The following is an 18,842-nucleotide window of genomic DNA, read 5'->3' as shown; positions in this document are numbered from 1 at the left end:
GTCCGTGGGCGAGGCCATCGTGATCGCGGCCCAGTCCGGCCGCGCCCTCGCGCAGGCGGCGCGGCGGGCGGGCCTGCGCCCCTACGTCGCCGACCTGTTCGGGGACGCGGATACGGTCGCCCTCGCCGAATCGACACGGGTCATGCCGGGCCGGTTCGGGCGGGGCATGGTGCCGGAGGCGGCCGTCAGTGCCATCGACGCCCTCGCGGAGGAGGCGGGCACGCCGCTCGGCGTGGTGCTTGGCAGCGGATTCGAGGACGATCCCGCCCTGATCGCGCAAATCGCCCGGCGTCACCGGCTGATCGGCGCCGGGGCCGAGGCCGTCGCATCCCTGAAGGACCCCTTCGCCTTCGCGGCGCTCTGCGCTCGTCTCGGCGTGCCGCATCCCCCCGTGACGGCGGGGCCGGTGGACGATCCGGCCCGCTGGCTCGTGAAGGCCGTCGGCGGCTCGGGCGGCGGCCATGTCCGCGCCGCGACCGGGGCGGCGCCGGAGGTGGGCCATTACCATCAGGCCCGCGTGCCCGGCCGTGCTTACGCGGTGAACATCCTCGCCGGCCCCGGCGGCGCGGAGGTGCTGGCGGTGACGGCGCAATGGTCCGCCCCGTCCCTGGAGCGTCCGTTCCGCTACGGCGGCGCGCTGGCCCTCGCGGCGGGGGAGGCGCATCCGCTGCCAGCCGCCATGCTTGCGGAGGTTGAGGAGGCTGCGATGCGGATCGCGGCAGCCACCGGCCTCGTCGGCCTCGCCAGCGCAGATTTCCTGAGCGACGGCGCAAGCTGGTGGCTCATGGAGGTCAACCCGCGCCCCGGCGCGACCCTCGACGTGCTCGACCGGCGGGCGACGCCGCTCCTCGCCGCCCATGTCGAGGCGTGCCTCGCGGAGCGCGGATCTCCGTCGATCGGCGTGCCGCCGGAGGATGCGGCGGCCTCGGCGATCTGTTACGCCCTGGCCGACCATGCGCCGGTTCCCGCCATCGCGTGGCCCGCCCATATCCGCGACCGGCCCGCCGCCGGCAGCACCGTGAGGCGGGATACGCCGCTCTGCACCGTCTTCGCCACGGGCGCGGATGGCGCGGCGGCCCGCGCCGCCCTCGACGCACGGACGGACCGTCTGCGGACGGTTCTGAACGAGAACACGACACACGAGGAAGCCCGAGTATGAGCGACAGCCAGAGCCCCCCGAGCATCAACGCGCTGAGCGCCCCCCTGGTCGAGCGCTTCGTCGCCGATGCCCAGGCCCTGCGGCTCGCCGTCTCGCAGGCGCCGGGCGGCGCGCGGATGGTGGATGCGGGCTCCACCGCGCGGGGCTCCATCGAGGCCGGGCGGCGCATCGCCGAGATCTGCCTCGGCGGCCTCGGCACCGTGACCGTGGTGCCCTCCGGGCCGGTCGCCGCGTGGCCCTACACGCTCACCGTCCACTCGGCCGATCCGGTGCTCGCCTGCCTCGGCAGCCAGTATGCTGGCTGGAGCCTCGCGGACGAGACCGGCGGCACGGGCTTCTTCGCCCTCGGCTCCGGCCCCGGCCGCGCCGTCGCCGCCGTCGAGGAGCTGTATGGCGAACTCGGCTATCGCGACACCGCCACCACGACCGCCCTGGTCCTCGAATCGGCCGGCGGCCCGCCCGACAGCGTGGTCGCCAAGGTGGCCGAGGCGGCCAATGTCCGCCCCGAGGACCTGACCTTCATCTTCGCCCCGACCCAGAGCCTCGCGGGCTCCACCCAGGTCGTGGCCCGCGTGCTGGAAGTGGCCCTGCACAAGGCGCACACAGTCGGCTTCGACCTGCACGCCATCCTCGACGGGATCGGCTCGGCGCCGCTGTCGCCCCCGCACCCGGACTTCATCAAGGCCATGGGCCGCACCAACGACGCCATCATCTACGGCGGCCGGGTGCAGCTCTTCGTGGATGCCGACGATGCCGACGCCAAGCAACTCGCCGAGCAGCTGCCCTCGACGGGCTCGGCCGACCACGGATCGCCCTTCGCGGACATCTTCTCGCGGGTGAACGGCGATTTCTACAAGATCGACGGCGCGCTGTTTTCCCCGGCCGAGGCCATCGTGACCTCGGTGCGCACCGGCTCGACCTTCCGCGGCGGCCGGCTGGAGCCGTCGCTGGTCGAAGCGTCCTTCGCCTGAGCCGCGATGAGGATCGCCCTCGCGGCCGATAACGGCAACTGGCACAAGGCGCGGCTGCTCGCGGCCCTGCGGGCGCAGGGCGTCGAGCCGGTGCTGTTCTCGCTGGCCGACGTCACCATCGAGACCGGCGCCGGGGAGCCCCTGCGGGTGCCGGGCTTCGACGGCGCCCTGCCGGACGGGGTGCTGCTGCGGACCATCGCGGGCGGCACCTTCGAGGCGACGACGATGCGCCTCGGCGTGCTCCACGCCCTGGTGGCGGCGGGCTGCGTGGTGTGGAACTCGCCGACCGCCATCGAGCGCTCGGTGGACAAGGCGGCGACCTCGCTGCTCATCGCCCGCGCCGGCCTGCCGACGCCGCAGACCTGGGTGGTCTCCACCCGGGAGGCGGCCTGCGCTCTCGCCGCGCGGGAGGCGAGGCCCGGCAACCCGCTGGTGCTGAAGCCGCTCTTCGGCTCGCAGGGCGAGGGGCTGGCCCTCATCGAGCGACCCGAGGACCTTCCCGAGGAGGAGGCGGTCTCGCGGGTCTATTACCTGCAGCGCTACGTCCCCCGGCGGGACGGGCTGTGGCGGGACTTTCGTGTGTTCGTCTGCGACGGGCGGGCCGTCGCGGGCATGATCCGCGAAGGCGACGGCTGGATCACCAACGTCCACCGGGGCGGCCGCCCGCTGCCCTGGGCCATGCCCCCGGCGGCGGCCGAATTGGCCGAGGCGGCGGCGGCGGCGGTGGGCGTCGCCTATTCCGGCGTCGACCTCGTGGAGGACGGGGAGGGCGGCTATGCCGTGCTCGAAGTGAACTCCATGCCGGCCTGGTCGGGGCTCCAGACCGTCTGCGAGACCGACATCGCGGCCACCGTGGTGCGCGGCTTCTTGGCGGCGGTGCGGGGGCAGGTGCGCCCGCGCCTCGTCGTGGCGTGAGATGCAGCCCGCCCGAGTCGCCGTTCTCTACCGGGCTGCCTGCCTTGCCGAACTCGATGCGTTGAAGGTCGGTAACGTCCACGCCTACGCGGCGGGGCACCGGATGGAGGTGGCCGATTTCGCCCGCAGCGCCGAGGTCTCGGCGGAGGGCCTTGTCCGCGCGGGAGCCGGAATCGGCGCGCGGGTGCTGGCAGGGGTCGCCGCCACCCGTGCGGCGGTGGGGCAGAACACCAATCTCGGCATCCTCCTCCTCTGCGCGCCCCTGGCGGCGGCGGCCGAGCGGGGCATCACCCTCGCGCAGGCCCTCGATTCCCTCGGGCCGGAGGATGCCAGGGATGTCTTCGCCGCGATTCGCCTCGCCTCGCCGGGCGGGCTGGGGCAGGCCGCCCGCCACGACGTGACCGATGAGTCGGCCCCCCCGCCGCCGCTGTCCGACGCCATGGCCGAGGCCGCCCCGCGCGACCGTATCGCCCGCGCCTACGTCACCGGCTTCGCGGATATCCGCACCATCGGTTTGCCGGCTCTCGACGCTGCCCGGGCGGCCGGACTCGATGCGCCCTGGTGCGCGAGCGCGGTGCATCTCGCCTATCTCAGCGCCGTCCCGGACAGCCACATCCTGCGCAAGCACGGGGCGGCGGTGGCGGAGGAGATCCGCGCGCAGGCCGCCGCGCTCCGGGAGCGCGTCGATATGGCCGGCAAGCCGGTCGCCGACCTCCTGGCCTTCGATGCCGCGTTGAAGGAGCGGAGCATCAACCCCGGCACCAGCGCCGATTTCACCGTGGCGACGCTGTTCTGGCAGGCGCTTGCGGAGGCCGGGGCGGGGCTCGCCTGAACGGGCCTCCGTCCGGCCGATCCTTTCGCCGGCATAGAGATATTCCTCAAAATCAGGGCGTTGCGCGCCTTGTGACAGTTCGGGGGTCGCTGTAGGGTCCGCCGCGCTATCCGGCCCAACCGGCTCGGCCTGACCCCATCAGGGGCGTGCCGGGCGCCGATAACAAGGATGGCTTCCCGGCAGCGGCTTCGCCCGGCGCCGCAGCCTCTTACGGATTCAGGGAGAGACACCGAATGGCGAAGATCAACAAGGTCATGGTTGGCGAGGCTCTCGTCGGCGATGGCAACGAGGTCGCCCACATCGACCTGATCATCGGACCGCGCAACTCGCCGGCCGAGACGGCTTTCTGCAACGGCCTGACCAACAACAAGCACGGCTTCACCAGCCTGCTCGCGGTGATCGCGCCGAACCTGCCGTGCAAGCCGAACACGCTGATGTTCAACAAGGTCACGATCAACGACGCCCGCCAGGCGGTGCAGATGTTCGGACCGGCCCAGCACGGCGTGGCGAAGGCGGTGCAGGATTGCGTCGCCGAAGGCATCATCCCGGCGGACGAGGCCGACGACCTGTACGTGCTGGTCGGCGTGTTCATCCACTGGGAAGCGGCCGACGACGCCAAGATCCAGCAGTACAACTACGAGGCCACCAAGCTCTCGATCCAGCGCGCCGTCAGCGGTGAGCCGAAGGCCTCCGTGGTCACCGAGCAGCGCAACACGGCCAAGCACCCCTTCGCCGCCAACGCTTAGATCGGGGACGGCCCTGGGCAGAGCGCACCTCCGCCCGCACCGCGGGGTCTGCTCCAGCGGTTGGCTTCGATCTTCCTCGGTCGCTAAGGCGTGACGCCGAACACCGGGCTCCGGTTGTTCGCCAAGCGACGGTTCGAGGAACACTAAGGTCGCGCCGTCATCCTCCGGGATGGCGGTGCGGTCCGGGCGGTGCTCCGCCCGGGGCGTTTCAGGGTTGGGCCGAAGGCCCCGACGGAACACGACTCAACGGGGCGGCGCGAGCCGTCCCGTTTTTCATGTGCGCTCCCTTCGTTGCCGGGCGCCGGGGGCGACACCATGTCTGGGGCTCCTGACCGCGCGAGCCCCGCGCCCAACACGGTTCCCCCCGATGCCGAAGCCCCTCATCGTCGACATCCCGCACGATCTCGGACAGGCCGAGGCCAAGCGCCGCCTGATGGAGGGGACCGAGCAGGTTCGCGCCCTGCTCCAGAAGAGCGGCATCGCCATCGACCAGCTCGGCTGGACCGGCGACCGGCTCGATTTCGGCGTCTCGGCGGTGGCCCAGAAGGTCGCCGGCTCGATCGATGTCGGGACCGAGAGCGTGCGCCTCGAAGTGAAGTTGCCGTTCCTGCTGGCCCTGTTCGCGGAGAAGATCCAGAAGGTCGCCAGCAAGGAAGCCACGCTCCTCCTCACCAAGAAATAGGCGGAACATCGCGCGCCCACGGGCCGTTCGATTGCCGAAAATGCGAGGAGGAATGCCCGATGGCGAATCCCGGCTCCGTTCCGGAAGTGCCCCAGCCCGCCCCGACGCCCGCGCCCGACACCCCCTACGATCCGCCGCAAGTGCCGACGCCTAGCCCCTCGCCGGAGATCCCCGGCAACACGCCGGCCGAGGCACCGGGCATCCAGCCGCCGGAGATTCCGGTGAACGACCCCGGCAGCCAGCCGATGAGCCCGACCGGCCCCGCCAATCCGACGGCGTGACGCGGGACTGAGCGTTTGAAGAGCCAGCGCGGCGCTGCCATAAGCGCCGCATGGCCGCCCCCCCGCTTCTCACCCTCCAGGATGCCGCGTTGACCTTCGGCGGCACGCCGCTGATCAGCCGCGCCGACCTCACCATCGCGCCGGGCGACCGGACCTGCATCGTCGGCCGCAACGGCTCCGGCAAGTCGACGCTGATGAAGATCGCCGCCGGGCTCGCGGAGCCGGACAAGGGCCGCCTCTTCGTCCAGCCCGGCACCACGATCCGCTACCTCGCGCAGGAGCCGGATTTCTCGGGCTTCGCCAACACCCTCGACTTCGTGGAAGCCGGCCTCGCGCCGGGCGATCCCATCCACCGCGCCCGCTACCTCCTCGAAAGCCTCGGCATGACCGGCGAGGAGGATCCGGCCAAGCTCTCCGGCGGCGAGGGCCGCCGCGTGGCGCTGGCCCGCGCGCTCGCGCCCGAGCCCGACGTGCTGCTCCTCGATGAGCCGACGAACCATCTCGACCTGCCGGCCATCGAATGGCTCGAAGCCGAGTTGAAGGGCATCCGCGCCGCCCTCGTCCTCATCAGCCACGACCGACGCTTCCTCTCCTCCCTGTCGCGGGCGACGATCTGGCTCGACCGGGGCGAGACGCGCCGGATCGAACAGGGCTTCTCCGGCTTCGAGGCGTGGCGCGACGCCTTCCTCGAAGAGGAGGAGCGCAACCAGCACAAGCTCGACCGCAAGATCGCCGACGAGGAGCATTGGCTGCGCTACGGCGTCACCGCCCGGCGCAAGCGCAACGTGCGGCGGCTCGGCAACCTCCATGCGCTGCGCAAGGACCGGCGGGAGCATCGCCGTCCGGTCGGCTCGGTGAGCATGCAGGCGGGAGAGGCGGAATCCTCCGGCGCTTTGGTGATGGAGGCGCGCGGCGTCTCGAAATCCTACGGCGAGCGCAAGATCGTCGACAACCTGAGCCTGCGGGTGATGCGCGGCGACCGCCTCGGCATCGTCGGCGCCAACGGTGCGGGCAAATCGACCCTCATCAAGCTGCTGACCGGCGAGATCGCCCCCGATTCGGGGGAGATCGTGCTCGGCACGAACCTCAAGCCGGTGATCCTCGATCAGGGCCGCGCCGCCCTCGAACCGGGCATGACCGTCACCGACGTGCTGACCGGCGGGCGCGGCGACAGCGTCGTCGTGAATGGCCGCAGCCGACACGTCATCGGCTATCTGAAGGACTTCCTGTTCGCGCCGGAGCAGGCGCGTACGCCGGTCTCGGTGCTGTCGGGCGGCGAGCGCAACCGGCTGCTCATCGCCAAGGCCCTGGCGCAGCCCTCGAACCTCCTCGTGCTGGATGAGCCGACCAACGACCTCGATCTCGAAACCCTCGACCTGCTGCAGGAGATGCTGGACGATTACGAGGGCACCCTGCTCCTCGTGAGCCACGACCGCGACTTCCTCGACCGGGTGGGGGGCAGCGTCCTCGTCTCGGAGGGGGAGGGGCGCTGGGTCGAATATGCCGGCGGCTATACGGACATGCTGACCCAGCGCGGCAAGGGCGTCGAGGCGCGGGCCGCGGCGGGCAAGAAGTCCGAGGGCAAGGCGGAGAAGGCCGAGCCGCGCGAGCGTGCCGCCCCGCCCCCCGGCAAGCCGAAGCTCGGCTTCAAGGACCAGCACGAGCTGAAGACCCTGCCCGAGCGCATCGCCAAGCTCGAAGCGGGCATCGTGCAGCTCAAGACGATTCTCGCGGATGCGGGCCTCTATGCCCGCGACCCCGCGCGGTTCGAGAAGGCAAGCACCATGCTCGCCCAGGCCGAGACGGACCTCGCCGCTGCCGAGGACCGCTGGCTCGAACTGGAAATGCTGCGCGAAGGCTGAGACCGTCGCGCCGCCTTCATACTGCCGGAATGGCCTTGTGCTATGGCGGGGCTTCCCAACCGTCGGACCCAATCCGTGCCGCAGACCGAGACGTCCGCCCGAGCCCTGCGCCGCGCCGGCTGGCTCGCCGGCCTGCTGCCGCTGGCCGGGCTCTGGGTCGGTGTCGCCCTCTGGGCGGCGCCGGGCATCGGCGCGCGGGTCGTCGCCGAGGGCGAGAGCATCGCGGCCACCACCTTCACCAACGGCGAGCCGTGGCTGCGGATCGCTGCGCGCGGGCGGGATCTGGTGGCGCAGGGCGAGGCGCCCGACGAGGCCGGGCGGGCCACCGTCCTCGCCCGCCTCGCCGCCCTCGACGGCCCCCGCCGGATCGTGTCGGAAATCGGCCTCGTGGAAACCGCCGCGCCCTTCCAATGGGCCGCGACCTGGACCGGCGGCACGGGCGTGACCCTCGAAGGCAGCCGTCCGGTCGAGATCGGCCGCAAGGCCCTTGAAGTGGAGGTGACGGGGGCCATCGGCGCGGGCACGCCGCTGCGCGATGCCGCCCGCGCGGCGCGGGGCGCGCCCCCCGACTTCTCCGCCGCCGCGACCTTCCTCGCCGCGCGCCTGCCGAGCCTTGCCCCCGGCGCCAAGGCGGTGCTGACCGACACGGTGCTCAGCCTCTCCGGCGAGGCGGTGGACCTCGCCGCCTACGATGCCCTGCGCACCGCGCTCTCGCGCCCGCCGGACGGGTTCAGCCTCGGCAAGGTCGAGATCCTGCCGCCGCGCATCACCGATTACCGCCTCGCCCTCGCCCGCACCGGAACGGGGGCGGTGCTCACCGGCTACGTCCCCTCCGAGGCCGCGCGCCAGATGGCCCTCGCCATGGCCCGCACGCTGACCGAGGGCGGGCCGGTGGAGGACAGGCTCCAGGCCGCGCGCGGCCTGCCGGGCTCTGTCGAGCCTCAGGATCTCATCGCCTTCATGGGCAAGCTCGCGGGTCTGATCCAGGCCGGCGAGGTCACGTATGCGGGCGGCGCGGTCTCGGTGAAGGGCGATGCCATCGACCCGCAGGCGATCCCCGAGGCGCAGGCGCTCCAGACAGAGGGCCGCCCCGCCGGCGTCGCCGCCGGCACGGTGACGCTCGCCGCCAAGCCGCTCTCGCCCTACCGGGTGAGCCTGCGCCGCACGCCGGAGGCGCTGACGGTGAGCGGCCACCTGCCCGACGAGGAGACCCGCCGCCGGGTGCTCGCCGCCCTGCGCCAGCGGGTGTTCCGCGAGCCGGTGATCGACCGCACCCGCCTCGCCGACGGCGCCCCGACGGGTCTCGCGAACGCCCTCGACGGAGCTGCGACCATGCTCTCCACCCTCGCCACGGGGGAGGCGGTCCTCACCGACAGGAGCCTCTCCCTCACGGGCGAGAGCCTCTATCCCGAGGCCGCCGACCGTGCGCCGAACCGGGTCTCCACCCTGCTGCCCGCCGGCTGGACCGGCGAGGTGGCCGTCTCTGCGAAGGAGGCCGACACCCGGCGCGACGGGGAATCCTGCCGCCAGGGCGTCGCCGCCGCGACCGCCACGGCGGATTGGCGCTTCGCCGTGGGCAGCACGGCCCTGACGCCGGCCTTCTATCCGGGCCTCGATGCCCTGGCCGCCCTGGCCAAGACCTGCCCGGACCTGCGCGTGGCGGTTTCCGGCCCCGCCGACCCGCCGGGCGCCAAGCCGCCGCCCACGGAGGAGCCCAAGAAGCCGGCCAAGGACGGCGAGAAGAAGCCGGCCGAGAAGAAGGCCGGCAAGGCCAAGGCCGAGAAGGCGCCGGAGCCCGTGCCCGAGGCCAAGCCGCCGGAGGAGGAGAATTCCGGCCTCGCCCGGCAGCGGGCGCAGGCGCTGATGGAATACCTGCTTCAGGCGGGGATGCGGCCGGGCCAAGTCGCGGCGGGTCCCGACCGGGGCGCCGGCCCCGCGACGGTGGCGCTCGCGCCGTGACCCTGCTTCTCACCGCCTTCTGGCCCGGCCTCGCCGGGGCGATCCTGCTCGGCTGCGCCGTGGGTTTCCTGGCGGGCTGGCCGGAGAACCGGGCGATCCCCTTGGGACTCGCCGGGCTCGCCCTCGTGTTGCTGCTGCTCGCCACCGCCCAGGCGATGCCCGGCCTGCCCGGCCTCTGGCTCGAAGGGGCGGCGTTGATGCTGCCCCTCTACCTCGCGGGCTGCGCGCTCGGCGCCCTGGGGAACCGAACGACCGGCGCGGGGCGTTGATCCGCCGCCGACCGGCCTGCAGGCGCCGGTCCGGGCTCGCGACACACCACGGAGGGAGGCCCCCATGGGCATGCTGGAATCGGTGATCGGTGGCGTTCTCGGGCAGGTCTTCGGCGGCCGGCAGGGCGGGATGTCCCCGGTGGTGAAGGCGCTGCTGATGCTGCTCCTCGCCAAGGGCGCCAGCGGCGGCTTCGGCGACATCTTCGGCCGGGGGCAGCAGGGCGAGCCCGGCCCGGAGGCCGACCAGACCGGCACCCGCCCGCCGCAGCCGATGCCGCGTGACGAGCCCGGTGACATCGGCGGATTCGACCAGTATGGCGGACGCCGCAACACCGGCCCCTCGGCGGATGGGCCCGTCGATGACTCGCTCCGCGGCAGCGGCTTCGACGACCTGTCGGGGATGCTCGGTGGCGGTAGCGGCGGTGGTGGTGGCGGCAGTCAAGCTCGCCCCGATCCGGAGGAGGTCGGCGGCCTCGGCCCGCTGGTGGACCGGTTCCGCAATGCCGGGCTCGGCGACGTGATCGGCTCGTGGATCGGCCACGGCGCGAACCATGCCATCGACCCGGACCAGCTCGCCCACGCGCTCGGCGGCGACACCGTCGCGACGCTGGAGCGCGAGACCGGGATGGACCGCTCGGCGCTGCTCAGCGAGCTGTCGCGGGCCCTGCCGGAGGTGGTGCACCGCCTGACACCCGAAGGGCGCGTGCCCTAAGACCCCTGCCTTCTCCTGGGACCAAATGCCCTTCGCCCCCTTGACCGCCGGGCCTACTGTCGGCCTATTGGCGAGTGGGGCGGTACGCGCTGCCTTGGGGTTGGGAAGCCCCTAACAAGATCGGTTTGGCGCCCACCGGCTTGGGCGTCGTTATCCTTGACCATGCGGTCGGGGAGCCTGCGACGCATGTCCAGGCGCTCCGGTGCTAAAGGTCGTAGGAGCCGTATCTTGTTCGGTTTTCCCACTCCCCGACTATGGGTGGTCCAGGGCTCGTCGGCGGGGGCGTACCGCGGACACGGGCCTTCCGGGAGTTGAGGATGTCCAATCCCGCCGACACCAAGCAGCGGCTCACGCTGCTCCGCGCCACCGTCGAGGCCCTGCCCGACGCATGGCCGACCGATCCCCTCCATCGCTGCTCACGGGCGATGCTGATGCAGATCATGACGCTGCTGACGAAGCCGGCCGAGCGGCCCGCGCGGCGGTTGTAAAGGCAGCCCATCCCATCCAGCCCTGTCCCTCATCCTGAGGTGCGGCGTCAGCCGCCTCGAAGGACGGGTCCAGTCTGCGCGCGGTTCCTAGACGCCTCCTTCGAGGCCGCTTCGCGGCACCTCAGGATGAGGGGGGAGGGCGGAGGATGGAAACCCTTTCCGTCCTCCGTAGGGCGCCCGTCCTCAGACCCGCCGCATCACCAACGAGGCGTTGGTCCCGCCGAAGCCGAAGGAGTTCGACAGAGCGATGTCCACGCGCTTGCGCTTGGCTTCGTGCGGCACGAGGTCGATCTTCGTCTCGACGCTCGGGTTGTCGAGGTTCAGCGTCGGCGGGATCACACCGTCGCGGATCGTGAGGACCGAGAAGATCGCCTCCACCGCGCCGGCCGCGCCGAGGAGGTGGCCCACCGCGCTCTTGGTGGAGGACATGGTGGCCTTGCCTGCGCCGTCGCCGAGGAGACGTTCCACCGCCTTCAGCTCCAGCTCGTCGCCCATGGGCGTCGAGGTGCCGTGAGCGTTGATGTAGTCGATCTCGGCCGGGTCGATCCCCGCCCGCTTCACGGCCGCCGTCATGCAGCGGAACGCGCCGTCCCCGTCCGGGGAGGGGGAGGTGATGTGGTAGGCGTCGCCCGAGAGGCCGTAGCCGACGATCTCGGCGTAGATCTTCGCCCCGCGCGCCTTGGCGTGCTCGTATTCCTCCAGCACCACGATACCCGCGCCTTCGCCCATCACGAAGCCGTCGCGGTCCTTGTCGTAGGGGCGGGAGGCCTTCTCCGGGGCGTCGTTGAAGCCGGTGGAGAGGGCGCGGCAGGCCGAGAAGCCCGCGATGGAGAGGCGGTTCACCGGCGATTCGGCGCCGCCGGCCACCATCACGTCGGCATCGCCCAGCGCGATCAGGCGGCTCGCATCGCCGATGGCGTGCGCGCCGGTCGAGCAGGCCGTGACCACCGCGTGGTTCGGGCCCTTCAGCCCATGCTTGATCGAGACCTGGCCCGAGGCGAGGTTGATGATGCGGCCGGGAATGAAGAACGGCGAGATGCGGCGCGGCCCCTTGTCGTGCAGGGTCACCGAGGCGTCGTAGATGCCGCCGATGCCGCCGATGCCGGAGCCGATCAGCACGCCCGTGGCGCAGCGGTCTTCCTCGTCGGTCGGGTGCCAGTTCGCGTCGGCCAGCGCCTCGTCGGCCGCCGCCACCGCGTAGACGATGAACGGATCGACCTTGCGCTGTTCCTTGGGATCCATGGCGGAATCGGGGTTGAACGAACCGTCCGACCCGTCGCCGAAGGGAATCTGGCAGGCGATCCGGCACGGCAGGTCGGCCGATTCGAAGCCGCGGATCGTCCCGGCCCCGCTGTCTCCCGCGATCAGGCGGCTCCAGGTGTGCTCCACCCCGCTGCCCAGCGGCGTGACCATCCCCAGACCCGTGACCACAACCCGCCGCATCGATTCCGTCCCGTCAGCCCTTCAAAAACGAATAACGGCGCGGGGGCGAAACCGCCTCATCCGCGCCGCGTGAAAACTCGCGTCGGCCCCTCAGGCGGCCGAGTTCTTCTCCAGGAACTTCACCGCGTCCCCGACCGTCTGGATGGTCTCGGCGGCGTCGTCCGGGATTTCGACGTTGAACTCTTCCTCGAAGGCCATGACCAGCTCGACGGTGTCGAGGCTGTCGGCACCGAGGTCGTCGATGAAGTTGGCGCTCTCGACCACCTTCTCGGGCTCCACGCCCAGGTGTTCGACAACGATCTTCTTCACGCGCTCAGCGATATCGCTCATCGGTCTTGCGTCCTCGTCCTTGCTGGTCTCTGTCGCGTCTTCTTGTGTGCCGTGGCTCACCTTGCCTGAGGGCACTGGAGAGCCGGTGTCCGATCGCGCGTGTTTCGAGGTGAACCGGGTTAGCCCCGATGCAGGGGCTTTGGACTGAAAACCCGCTTAACCGTCAACCCCCTGTACGGCTGAAGCGGGTGGTAGCACAGGGTTCCGGCGCTGGCGAGAGGCCGTTCACAAACCGTTCAGAGGTGTGGTTTTTCAGTGCCTTGACCCCGTTTCAGGTCAGATCATCGCCATGCCGCCGTTCACATGCAATGTTTGGCCGGTGACGTAGCCTGCCTCCGCAGAAGCGAGGTAAAGCGCCGCCGCCGCCACTTCCGCGCCCTCGCCGAGGCGCCCCGCCGGAACGCGGGTGAGGATGCCCTCGCGCTGCTTCTCGTTGAGCGCATCGGTCATCGGCGAGGCGATGAAGCCCGGCGCGATGCAGTTCACGGTGATCCCGCGCGAGGCGACCTCGCCCGCCAGCGCCTTGGTGAGGCCCACGAGCCCGGCCTTCGCGGCGGCGTAGTTGCCCTGGCCGGGATTGCCGGTGGTGCCGACCACCGAGCCGATGCCGATGATCCGGCCGTAGCGGCGGCGCATCATGCCCTTCACCGCCGCCCGCGACAGGCGGAAGGCGGCCGTGAGGTTCACGGCGATCACCGAATCCCACTCCTCGTCCTTCATCCGCATGAAGAGGTTGTCGCGGGTGATGCCGGCGTTGTTCACCAGGATGTCCAGCGGGCCGATGGCCGCCTCGGCGGAGGGGACCAGCGCCTCGACGGAGGCGGTGTCAGCGAGGTTCGCGGGCACGATCGCCGTGCGCTCCCCGAGTTCCGCCGCCAGGGCCTCCAGCGCCTCGGCGCGGGTGCCCGATAGGGCGACCGTGGCGCCCGCCGCGTGCAGGCCGCGGGCGATGGCGCCGCCGAGGCCGCCGGTCGCGCCGGTGACGAGGGCCTTCCGGCCGGTCAGATCGAACATGGGTCGGGTTCCGTTCGTGATCAGAGCGCGAAGGCGGCGACGTCGGCCGGGGTGCCGACCGAACTGGCCTGCGCGCCGGGGGCGATGCGCTTGACGAGTCCAGCGAGGACCTTGCCCGCGCCGAGTTCGACGAAGCGGTCCACGCCGGATCCGGCCATGGCGGCGATGCTCTCGCGCCAGCGGACGGTGCCGGTGACCTGCTCCACCAGGGCGGCGCGGATCTCGTCCGGCCCGCCGACCGGGGCAGCGGTGACATTGGCGTAGAGCGGCACGCGCGGGGCGTTCAGCTCCACCGCCGCGAGCGCCTGCGACATCCGCATGGCGGCGGGCGCCATCAGGCGGCAATGGAACGGCGCGGACACGTTGAGCATCACCGCGCGCTTGATTCCCTTCGAGGGGGCGAGGGCGACGGCCCGCTCGACGGCGGCGCGGCTGCCGGAGAGCACCACCTGCCCGCCGCCGTTGTCGTTGGCGACGTCGCAGACCTCGCCCTGCGCGGCCTCCTCGGCCAGGGCGTGGGCGGCGGCGAGATCGGTGCCGATCAGCGCCGCCATGGCCCCGGCGCCGGGGGGCATCGCCGCCTGCATCGCCTCGCCCCGGATGCGCAGGAGCCGCGCGGCGTCGGTGATGGAGAGCGAGCCGGCGGCGGCGAGCGCCGCGTATTCGCCGAGCGAATGGCCGGCGACGCAGGCCACGTCCCGCGTCAGGTCTAGGCCCTTCTCGGCCTCCAGCACGCGCAGTGCCGCGAGGCTCGCGGCCATCAGCGCCGGCTGGGCGTTGGCGGTGAGGGTCAGCTCGTCGGCCGGACCCTCGGCCATCAGGTGCGAGAGCTTCTGGTTCAGGGCGTCGTCGACCTCGTCGAGCACGGCCCGCGCCTGCGGGAATTCCGCCGCCAGATCCTTGGCCATGCCCACGGCCTGGCTGCCCTGGCCCGGAAAGATGAGTGCGCGCATTCCAGCCGCGACGCCCAGCGCCGCCCCCTCCGGGGTGCCCCTCCCGGCGCGGCGGAGACCCCTCGTTAACGAAGGCGGCGCAGTCGCACCCGTTGCGGCGCGTTGTCAACAACGCGGCGCACAATCGCTTCCTCTGCGGAAGAGGCTGCCAAGCGCCCGCGCCCATGGCACAGAGCGGGCATGATCGTCCGCCCCCGCCCCACGCTCATCACCGTCCTGTTCGCCCTGCGCGGCTCGATCCTGCCGCAGGTGGCGCCGACGGTGATCGGGATCACCGCCTTCTCGGTGGTGGTCGTCGCGGCCGAGCAGCGCTGGCCCTGGGCCTTTCCCGTCACCGCCGGGGTCGGGCCGTTCACGCTGATCGGCCTCGCCCTGTCGATCTTCCTGAGCTTCCGCAACAACGCCTGCTACGACCGCTGGTGGGAGGCGCGGAAGGTCTGGGGCGCGCTCATCGTGGAGACGCGGGGGCTCGCGCGCACCATCCCCGCGTTGCTGCCGGGGGAGGCGCACGCCGCCCTGCGCCGGGCAAGCCTACTGCGGGTGATCGCCTTCACCAGCGCCCTCCATGCCTCCCTCCGCGACGGGGACGAGGCGCGGGCCGCCGCCGCATGGCTGAGCGAGGACGAGGCCGCCGCCCTGCGTGAGCGGCCAAGCCCGGTGGACGCCACCCTCCGGCCGCTCCTCGGCGACCTCGCGGCGGCGATGCGGGCGGGGGCGATCACCGACGTGCTGTTCGGCCTGCTCGAACGGAAGGTCTCGGACCTCTGCGCGATCCAGACCGCCTGCGAGCGCATCCGCCACACGCCGGTGCCCTTCGCCTACACGCTCCTCGTCTACCGGACGGCGTGGCTCTACTGCCTGTTCCTGCCGGTGGGGCTGTCCGGCTCGCTGGGCTGGGCGACGCCTTTCGCCGTGGCGCTGGTCGCCTACACGTTCTTCGGCCTCGATGCCCTCGGCGACGAGCTGGAAGAGCCCTTCGGCACGGCGCCGAACGACCTGCCCCTCGACGCGATGCTGCGCACCGTCGAGCGCACAATCCTCGACGCCCTGGGCGACCCCCTCCCGCCCCCGATGGCGGCCGACCGTTACTGGTTGCGCTGACCGGCGGTCTTGCTCCCCGTCCCGGATCGTGCTGCACCGTTCGGCAAAAATTCGGGAGGACAGGCCATGTCGTTGTTCGCGCAGTTGCAGCGTCGCGCGCAGGAGAAGCGGCCCGTCCGCGTGGGGCTGATCGGGGCCGGCAAGTTCGGCTCGATGTATCTCTCGCAGGCGCCGCGCACCCCCGGCATCCACCTCGTCGCGGTGGCCGACCTCTCGCCGCCGCGCGCCATGGACTCCCTGCGCCGGGTGGGCTGGGCCGACGAGCGCTTCGGCGCCGCCACCCTCGAGCAGGCGTCCCGCGATGGCACGACCTGCGTGACCGACGACGCGGACGGGATGATCGCCAGCCCGTTCATCGACATCGTCATCGACGCCACCGGCAGCCCGGCGGCGGGCATCCACCACGTCCTGAAGGCCTGTGAGCACCGCAAGCATGTGGTGATGGTCAACGTCGAGGCGGATGTGCTTGCCGGCCCCTACCTCGCGCGGAAGGCCGCAGAGGCGGGCATCCTCTACAGCATGGCCTCCGGCGACCAGCCCGCGCTCATCGCCGAACTGGTCGATTGGGCGCGCACCATCGGGCTCGAAGTCGTCTGCGCCGGCAAGGGCACGAAGTACCTGCCGGTCTATCACGCCTCCACCCCCGACACGGTCTGGGGCCATTACGGCTTCACCGACGAGCAGGTGGCCGGCGGCGACTTCAACCGGCAGATGTTCAATTCTTTCTTGGACGGCACTAAGTCGGCGCTGGAGATGGCGGCGGTCGCCAATGCCTGCGGCCTCACGCCCCCGCGCGACGGCCTCGCCTTCCCGGCCTGCGGCGTGGACGACCTGCCGACCCTGCTGCGGCCGGTCTCCGACGGCGGCATCCTCGCCGACAAGGGCACGGTGGAGGTGGTCTCGTCCTTGGAGCGCGACGGGCGCCCGGTGTTCCGCGACCTGCGCTGGGGCGTCTACGCGGTGTTCGAGGCGCCGAGCCGCTACGTCGCGGAGTGCTTCGCGCAATACGGCCTGAAGACCGACAGCACCGGCCGCTACGCCGCCACCTACAAGCCCTATCACCTGATCGGGCTGGAACTCGGCATTTCGGTCGCCTCCATCGCGATCCGGGGCGAGGCGACGGGCGCCACCACCGCATGGCGCGGCGACGTCGCCGCCACCGCCAAGCGCGCCCTGAAGGCTGGCGAGAGGCTCGACGGCGAGGGCGGCTTCACCGTCTACGGCAAGCTGATGCCCGCCGCCGACGCCCTGGCGCAGGACGCCCTGCCGATCGGCCTCGCCCACAACATGGTGCTGCGGAACGACGTCCCGGCGGGGCGCCCCGTGCGCTGGAGCGACGTGAGCTTCGACGAGGGCCAGGAGGCGATCCGCGTCCGCCGGGACATGGAGGCCCTGTTCCGCGCCGAACTCGGCGTGGCCTGAGCGCTATTGCTGCCAGCGATAGATGTCGAACACGCTGCGCTTCGTCCGGAACCAGCGGCGCCCGGTCTCGGGATCGTGCCCGTTGGCCCGGAAGGACTTGGCGAGCCGCCGCACGAGGCGGTTCGCCAGCGACACGCTGTCGATGTCGTAGGCGATCAGTTCGGGAGGCCGCGTGGTTTCAGCCTTCCGTTCGCGGATGAAGATCGAATGAGGCATGGGCTTCACCGGTTGTGTGCTGCCGATACCTTTCAACGATCACCTTATACCATTGTTCATTATCAACGAAACTGAGGTTAATACATAAAAATTGCTGTCTTAATTTGTCGAACGGCCGTACGGCGCGGCCATGCCCCGCATCCAGCGGGACAGCACCGAGCGCGGCGTCTGCGGGTCGTCGGGGCTGGCGCTGCGGGGCAGTTGCGCCACCGCGCGGGCCATCTTGGGGGTGATGCCGTAGGCCGCCTTGAAGGCGCGGTGGAAGCTCGCCTCCGCGCCCAATTGCCAGCGCCCAGCCACATCTTTCGCCCGCGCGCCGGGCGCGGTGAGATCGAAGAAGGCCCGGTGCAGGCGGCGGCTGCGGATATAGGCCTCGACGCCCCCGTGCGGGGCGAAGAGCCGGTAGAGCACCGAGCGCGACAGGCCGAGCTGGCGCAGGATGCTCTCGCCCGACAAGTCGGCATCGCCGAGGCGCGCCTCGATATGCTGCTTGATGCGGATGAGCCGGTCGCCTTCCCCGGCGGTGCCGCCGCCCTGGTCGGCGCGCTGCAACTCGGCGCGCAGGCAGGCGGTGATGAGGCCGATGGAGGCCTCCACGGCCATCTCGCACTCGGTCTGCATCATGGAGGGGGCGACCTCCAGCAGGGCCTGGAGATGGCGCCCGATCAGCGCCCCCGCGACCTCCGTCCCCGGGATGACCAGCCCGTGCAGCGCTTCGAGGCTCGGCAGGTAGGCCGCCAGCTTGGGGCGGGGGATCACCATCGTCACGTTCTCGAAGGCGCTCGCCCGCGTGTCGAGGGTCTGGGCGAGGTCGAACAGGCAGATGTCGCCGGGCTGCACCCGCATCGCCCGCTGGCCGGCGACGCCCTCGAAGCCGCCACGGACGTAGAGTTGCAGGATGATGTGATCGACGTTGCTGCGCGCGATGGTGTCGACCGTCCGGCGGAAGCGCTGGCCGCTCGCCCGCGTCGTGCCGAGGAGCACCGACCCGAGGGCGAAGCTGGTGAGGTCGGCGCGGAACGGGCCGGGCTCGCCCAGCGCCAGGTCCTCGACGTCGAAGAGTGTGCCCACCGCCTCGCGCCACACGCCGGCATTGTCCTCGGGCGACAGGGATTCGGCCAGGAAGCCGAAACGCGGAACGAGATCGCTGACCCTGACGGAATCGGCGTCGACGACCGACCTGTTCCGCGACGACGGCCCCGGTTCCCTGGCCATGCCCCTGCCCGATCCCGCCTGCCGCCCCTCCGGCGGAAGGCCAGTCATGGCCGAGCGTTGGCGGCTTGGCTACTGGCAGGCCGTCCGATGTTGGGGGCCGAAAACGAGAAAGGCGGCCTAAGGCCGCCTGTCACTCCCGCCCCTCGGGCGGATCGATGGTCGGAGTGGCGGGATTCGAACCCACGACCCCTAGTCCCCCAGACTAGTGCGCTAACCGGGCTGCGCTACACTCCGACGCCCCGAAGGGTCCGCGCTCTTAGCGTCTCCGCGCC

Annotated in this window: 20 protein-coding genes and 1 tRNA gene; 14 read left to right on the top strand and 7 right to left on the bottom strand. The window is 71.6% G+C overall.

Annotated elements, in window-relative coordinates:
- The first annotated feature begins 4 nt into the window (after nt 1-4).
- From MKK52_RS24475 to MKK52_RS24420, 12 genes are all read left to right on the top strand, one after another.
- On the top strand, nt 5-1,159 hold the full coding sequence (locus MKK52_RS24475) for an ATP-grasp domain-containing protein (RefSeq protein WP_243958907.1): 1,155 nt from the start codon (nt 5-7) through the stop codon (nt 1,157-1,159).
- Nucleotides 1,156-2,130 carry a methenyltetrahydromethanopterin cyclohydrolase gene (mch, locus tag MKK52_RS24470; RefSeq protein WP_243958905.1) on the top strand — a complete coding sequence of 325 codons (975 nt, stop codon included), beginning with the start codon at nt 1,156-1,158 and terminating at the stop codon, nt 2,128-2,130. Before MKK52_RS24475 ends, mch begins: the two co-directional genes overlap by 4 nt.
- A 6-nt stretch (nt 2,131-2,136) precedes the next feature.
- The gene (locus MKK52_RS24465; protein ID WP_243958903.1) at nt 2,137-3,045 is read left to right on the top strand and encodes a RimK family alpha-L-glutamate ligase; all 909 of its coding nucleotides are present in this window, start codon (nt 2,137-2,139) and stop codon (nt 3,043-3,045) included.
- 1 nt (nt 3,046) lies between these two features.
- Nucleotides 3,047-3,877 (top strand): triphosphoribosyl-dephospho-CoA synthase, encoded by an 831-nt coding sequence (locus MKK52_RS24460; protein ID WP_243958901.1) that lies wholly within the window; start codon nt 3,047-3,049, stop codon nt 3,875-3,877.
- A 233-nt stretch (nt 3,878-4,110) separates the two neighbouring features.
- The gene (gene fae / locus MKK52_RS24455; RefSeq protein ID WP_243958899.1) at nt 4,111-4,623 is read left to right on the top strand and encodes a formaldehyde-activating enzyme; all 513 of its coding nucleotides are present in this window, start codon (nt 4,111-4,113) and stop codon (nt 4,621-4,623) included.
- 367 nt (nt 4,624-4,990) lie between these two features.
- Nucleotides 4,991-5,305, top strand: a complete 315-nt coding sequence (locus MKK52_RS24450) for a polyhydroxyalkanoic acid system family protein (RefSeq protein ID WP_243958897.1) — start codon at nt 4,991-4,993, stop codon at nt 5,303-5,305.
- Nucleotides 5,306-5,364: 59 nt separating this feature from the next.
- A complete protein-coding gene (locus MKK52_RS24445) occupies nt 5,365-5,586 on the top strand; it encodes a hypothetical protein (protein ID WP_243958895.1) in 222 nt (73 codons plus the stop codon).
- Between the two features lie 50 nt (nt 5,587-5,636).
- Nucleotides 5,637-7,448 (top strand): ATP-binding cassette domain-containing protein, encoded by a 1,812-nt coding sequence (locus MKK52_RS24440; protein ID WP_243958893.1) that lies wholly within the window; start codon nt 5,637-5,639, stop codon nt 7,446-7,448.
- A 75-nt stretch (nt 7,449-7,523) separates the two neighbouring features.
- Entirely contained in the window at nt 7,524-9,407 is a 1,884-nt protein-coding gene (locus MKK52_RS24435; protein ID WP_243958891.1) for a hypothetical protein, read from the top strand.
- Complete coding sequence (locus MKK52_RS24430) at nt 9,404-9,676, top strand: hypothetical protein (RefSeq protein WP_243958890.1); 273 nt, start codon at nt 9,404-9,406, stop codon at nt 9,674-9,676. The genes MKK52_RS24435 and MKK52_RS24430 overlap by 4 nt, the downstream gene beginning before the upstream one ends.
- Nucleotides 9,677-9,740: 64 nt before the next feature.
- Nucleotides 9,741-10,388 carry a YidB family protein gene (locus MKK52_RS24425; RefSeq protein ID WP_243958888.1) on the top strand — a complete coding sequence of 216 codons (648 nt, stop codon included), beginning with the start codon at nt 9,741-9,743 and terminating at the stop codon, nt 10,386-10,388.
- Between the two features lie 317 nt (nt 10,389-10,705).
- Nucleotides 10,706-10,876, top strand: a complete 171-nt coding sequence (locus MKK52_RS24420; protein WP_243958886.1) for a hypothetical protein — start codon at nt 10,706-10,708, stop codon at nt 10,874-10,876.
- A gap of 183 nt (nt 10,877-11,059) precedes the next feature.
- Here MKK52_RS24420 and fabF read toward each other — a convergent pair whose 3' ends face one another.
- The 4 genes from fabF to fabD form a co-directional block, all read right to left on the bottom strand.
- Complete coding sequence (fabF, locus tag MKK52_RS24415) at nt 11,060-12,319, bottom strand: beta-ketoacyl-ACP synthase II (protein WP_243958884.1); 1,260 nt, start codon at nt 12,317-12,319, stop codon at nt 11,060-11,062.
- A 90-nt stretch (nt 12,320-12,409) separates the two neighbouring features.
- Nucleotides 12,410-12,649: an acyl carrier protein gene (locus MKK52_RS24410; protein ID WP_007559070.1), complete on the bottom strand. Its 240-nt coding sequence runs from the start codon at nt 12,647-12,649 to the stop codon at nt 12,410-12,412.
- Between the two features lie 276 nt (nt 12,650-12,925).
- Complete coding sequence (gene fabG / locus MKK52_RS24405; RefSeq protein WP_243958882.1) at nt 12,926-13,663, bottom strand: 3-oxoacyl-[acyl-carrier-protein] reductase; 738 nt, start codon at nt 13,661-13,663, stop codon at nt 12,926-12,928.
- Nucleotides 13,664-13,683: 20 nt separating this feature from the next.
- A complete protein-coding gene (gene fabD / locus MKK52_RS24400) occupies nt 13,684-14,616 on the bottom strand; it encodes an ACP S-malonyltransferase (RefSeq protein WP_243958880.1) in 933 nt (310 codons plus the stop codon).
- Between the two features lie 180 nt (nt 14,617-14,796).
- On the opposite strand from fabD, the gene MKK52_RS24395 reads away from it, so the two are divergent.
- Nucleotides 14,797-15,717, top strand: a complete 921-nt coding sequence (locus MKK52_RS24395) for a bestrophin family protein (protein WP_243958878.1) — start codon at nt 14,797-14,799, stop codon at nt 15,715-15,717.
- 66 nt (nt 15,718-15,783) lie between these two features.
- Entirely contained in the window at nt 15,784-17,139 is a 1,356-nt protein-coding gene (locus MKK52_RS24390) for an NAD(P)H-dependent oxidoreductase (RefSeq protein WP_243958876.1), read from the top strand.
- Nucleotides 17,140-17,142: 3 nt separating this feature from the next.
- Here the strand turns inward: MKK52_RS24390 and MKK52_RS24385 are convergent, their stop codons facing one another.
- The 3 genes from MKK52_RS24385 to MKK52_RS24375 form a co-directional block, all read right to left on the bottom strand.
- On the bottom strand, nt 17,143-17,355 hold the full coding sequence (locus MKK52_RS24385) for a hypothetical protein (RefSeq protein WP_243958874.1): 213 nt from the start codon (nt 17,353-17,355) through the stop codon (nt 17,143-17,145).
- A gap of 99 nt (nt 17,356-17,454) precedes the next feature.
- Nucleotides 17,455-18,570, bottom strand: a complete 1,116-nt coding sequence (locus MKK52_RS24380; RefSeq protein WP_243958872.1) for a helix-turn-helix domain-containing protein — start codon at nt 18,568-18,570, stop codon at nt 17,455-17,457.
- Between the two features lie 156 nt (nt 18,571-18,726).
- Nucleotides 18,727-18,804 (bottom strand) — tRNA-Pro (locus tag MKK52_RS24375).
- Nucleotides 18,805-18,842 lie beyond the last annotated feature (38 nt).

Origin of the sequence: Methylobacterium sp. J-067 (assembly GCF_022829465.1) — a bacterium.
Lineage (GTDB): Bacteria > Pseudomonadota > Alphaproteobacteria > Rhizobiales > Beijerinckiaceae > Methylobacterium > Methylobacterium litchii.
Note: the sequence above shows the minus strand (reverse complement) of the source record. Positions and strands in the feature narration are given on the sequence as shown.

Excerpts from the sequence above, each read along its gene's own strand:
- mch (WP_243958905.1), top strand. The coding sequence starts at position 1,156 with ATGAGCGACAGCCAGAGCCCCCCGAGCATCAACGCGCTGAGCGCCCCC.
- MKK52_RS24465 (WP_243958903.1), top strand. The coding sequence starts at position 2,137 with ATGAGGATCGCCCTCGCGGCCGATAACGGCAACTGGCACAAGGCGCGG.
- MKK52_RS24460 (WP_243958901.1), top strand. The coding sequence starts at position 3,047 with ATGCAGCCCGCCCGAGTCGCCGTTCTCTACCGGGCTGCCTGCCTTGCC.
- fae (WP_243958899.1), top strand. The coding sequence starts at position 4,111 with ATGGCGAAGATCAACAAGGTCATGGTTGGCGAGGCTCTCGTCGGCGAT.
- MKK52_RS24450 (WP_243958897.1), top strand. The coding sequence starts at position 4,991 with ATGCCGAAGCCCCTCATCGTCGACATCCCGCACGATCTCGGACAGGCC.
- MKK52_RS24445 (WP_243958895.1), top strand. The coding sequence starts at position 5,365 with ATGGCGAATCCCGGCTCCGTTCCGGAAGTGCCCCAGCCCGCCCCGACG.
- MKK52_RS24440 (WP_243958893.1), top strand. The coding sequence starts at position 5,637 with ATGGCCGCCCCCCCGCTTCTCACCCTCCAGGATGCCGCGTTGACCTTC.
- MKK52_RS24425 (WP_243958888.1), top strand. The coding sequence starts at position 9,741 with ATGGGCATGCTGGAATCGGTGATCGGTGGCGTTCTCGGGCAGGTCTTC.
- MKK52_RS24420 (WP_243958886.1), top strand. The coding sequence starts at position 10,706 with ATGTCCAATCCCGCCGACACCAAGCAGCGGCTCACGCTGCTCCGCGCC.
- fabF (WP_243958884.1), bottom strand. The coding sequence starts at position 12,319 with ATGCGGCGGGTTGTGGTCACGGGTCTGGGGATGGTCACGCCGCTGGGC.
- MKK52_RS24410 (WP_007559070.1), bottom strand. The coding sequence starts at position 12,649 with ATGAGCGATATCGCTGAGCGCGTGAAGAAGATCGTTGTCGAACACCTG.
- fabG (WP_243958882.1), bottom strand. The coding sequence starts at position 13,663 with ATGTTCGATCTGACCGGCCGGAAGGCCCTCGTCACCGGCGCGACCGGC.
- fabD (WP_243958880.1), bottom strand. The coding sequence starts at position 14,616 with ATGCGCGCACTCATCTTTCCGGGCCAGGGCAGCCAGGCCGTGGGCATG.
- MKK52_RS24395 (WP_243958878.1), top strand. The coding sequence starts at position 14,797 with ATGATCGTCCGCCCCCGCCCCACGCTCATCACCGTCCTGTTCGCCCTG.
- MKK52_RS24390 (WP_243958876.1), top strand. The coding sequence starts at position 15,784 with ATGTCGTTGTTCGCGCAGTTGCAGCGTCGCGCGCAGGAGAAGCGGCCC.
- MKK52_RS24385 (WP_243958874.1), bottom strand. The coding sequence starts at position 17,355 with ATGCCTCATTCGATCTTCATCCGCGAACGGAAGGCTGAAACCACGCGG.
- MKK52_RS24380 (WP_243958872.1), bottom strand. The coding sequence starts at position 18,570 with ATGGCCAGGGAACCGGGGCCGTCGTCGCGGAACAGGTCGGTCGTCGAC.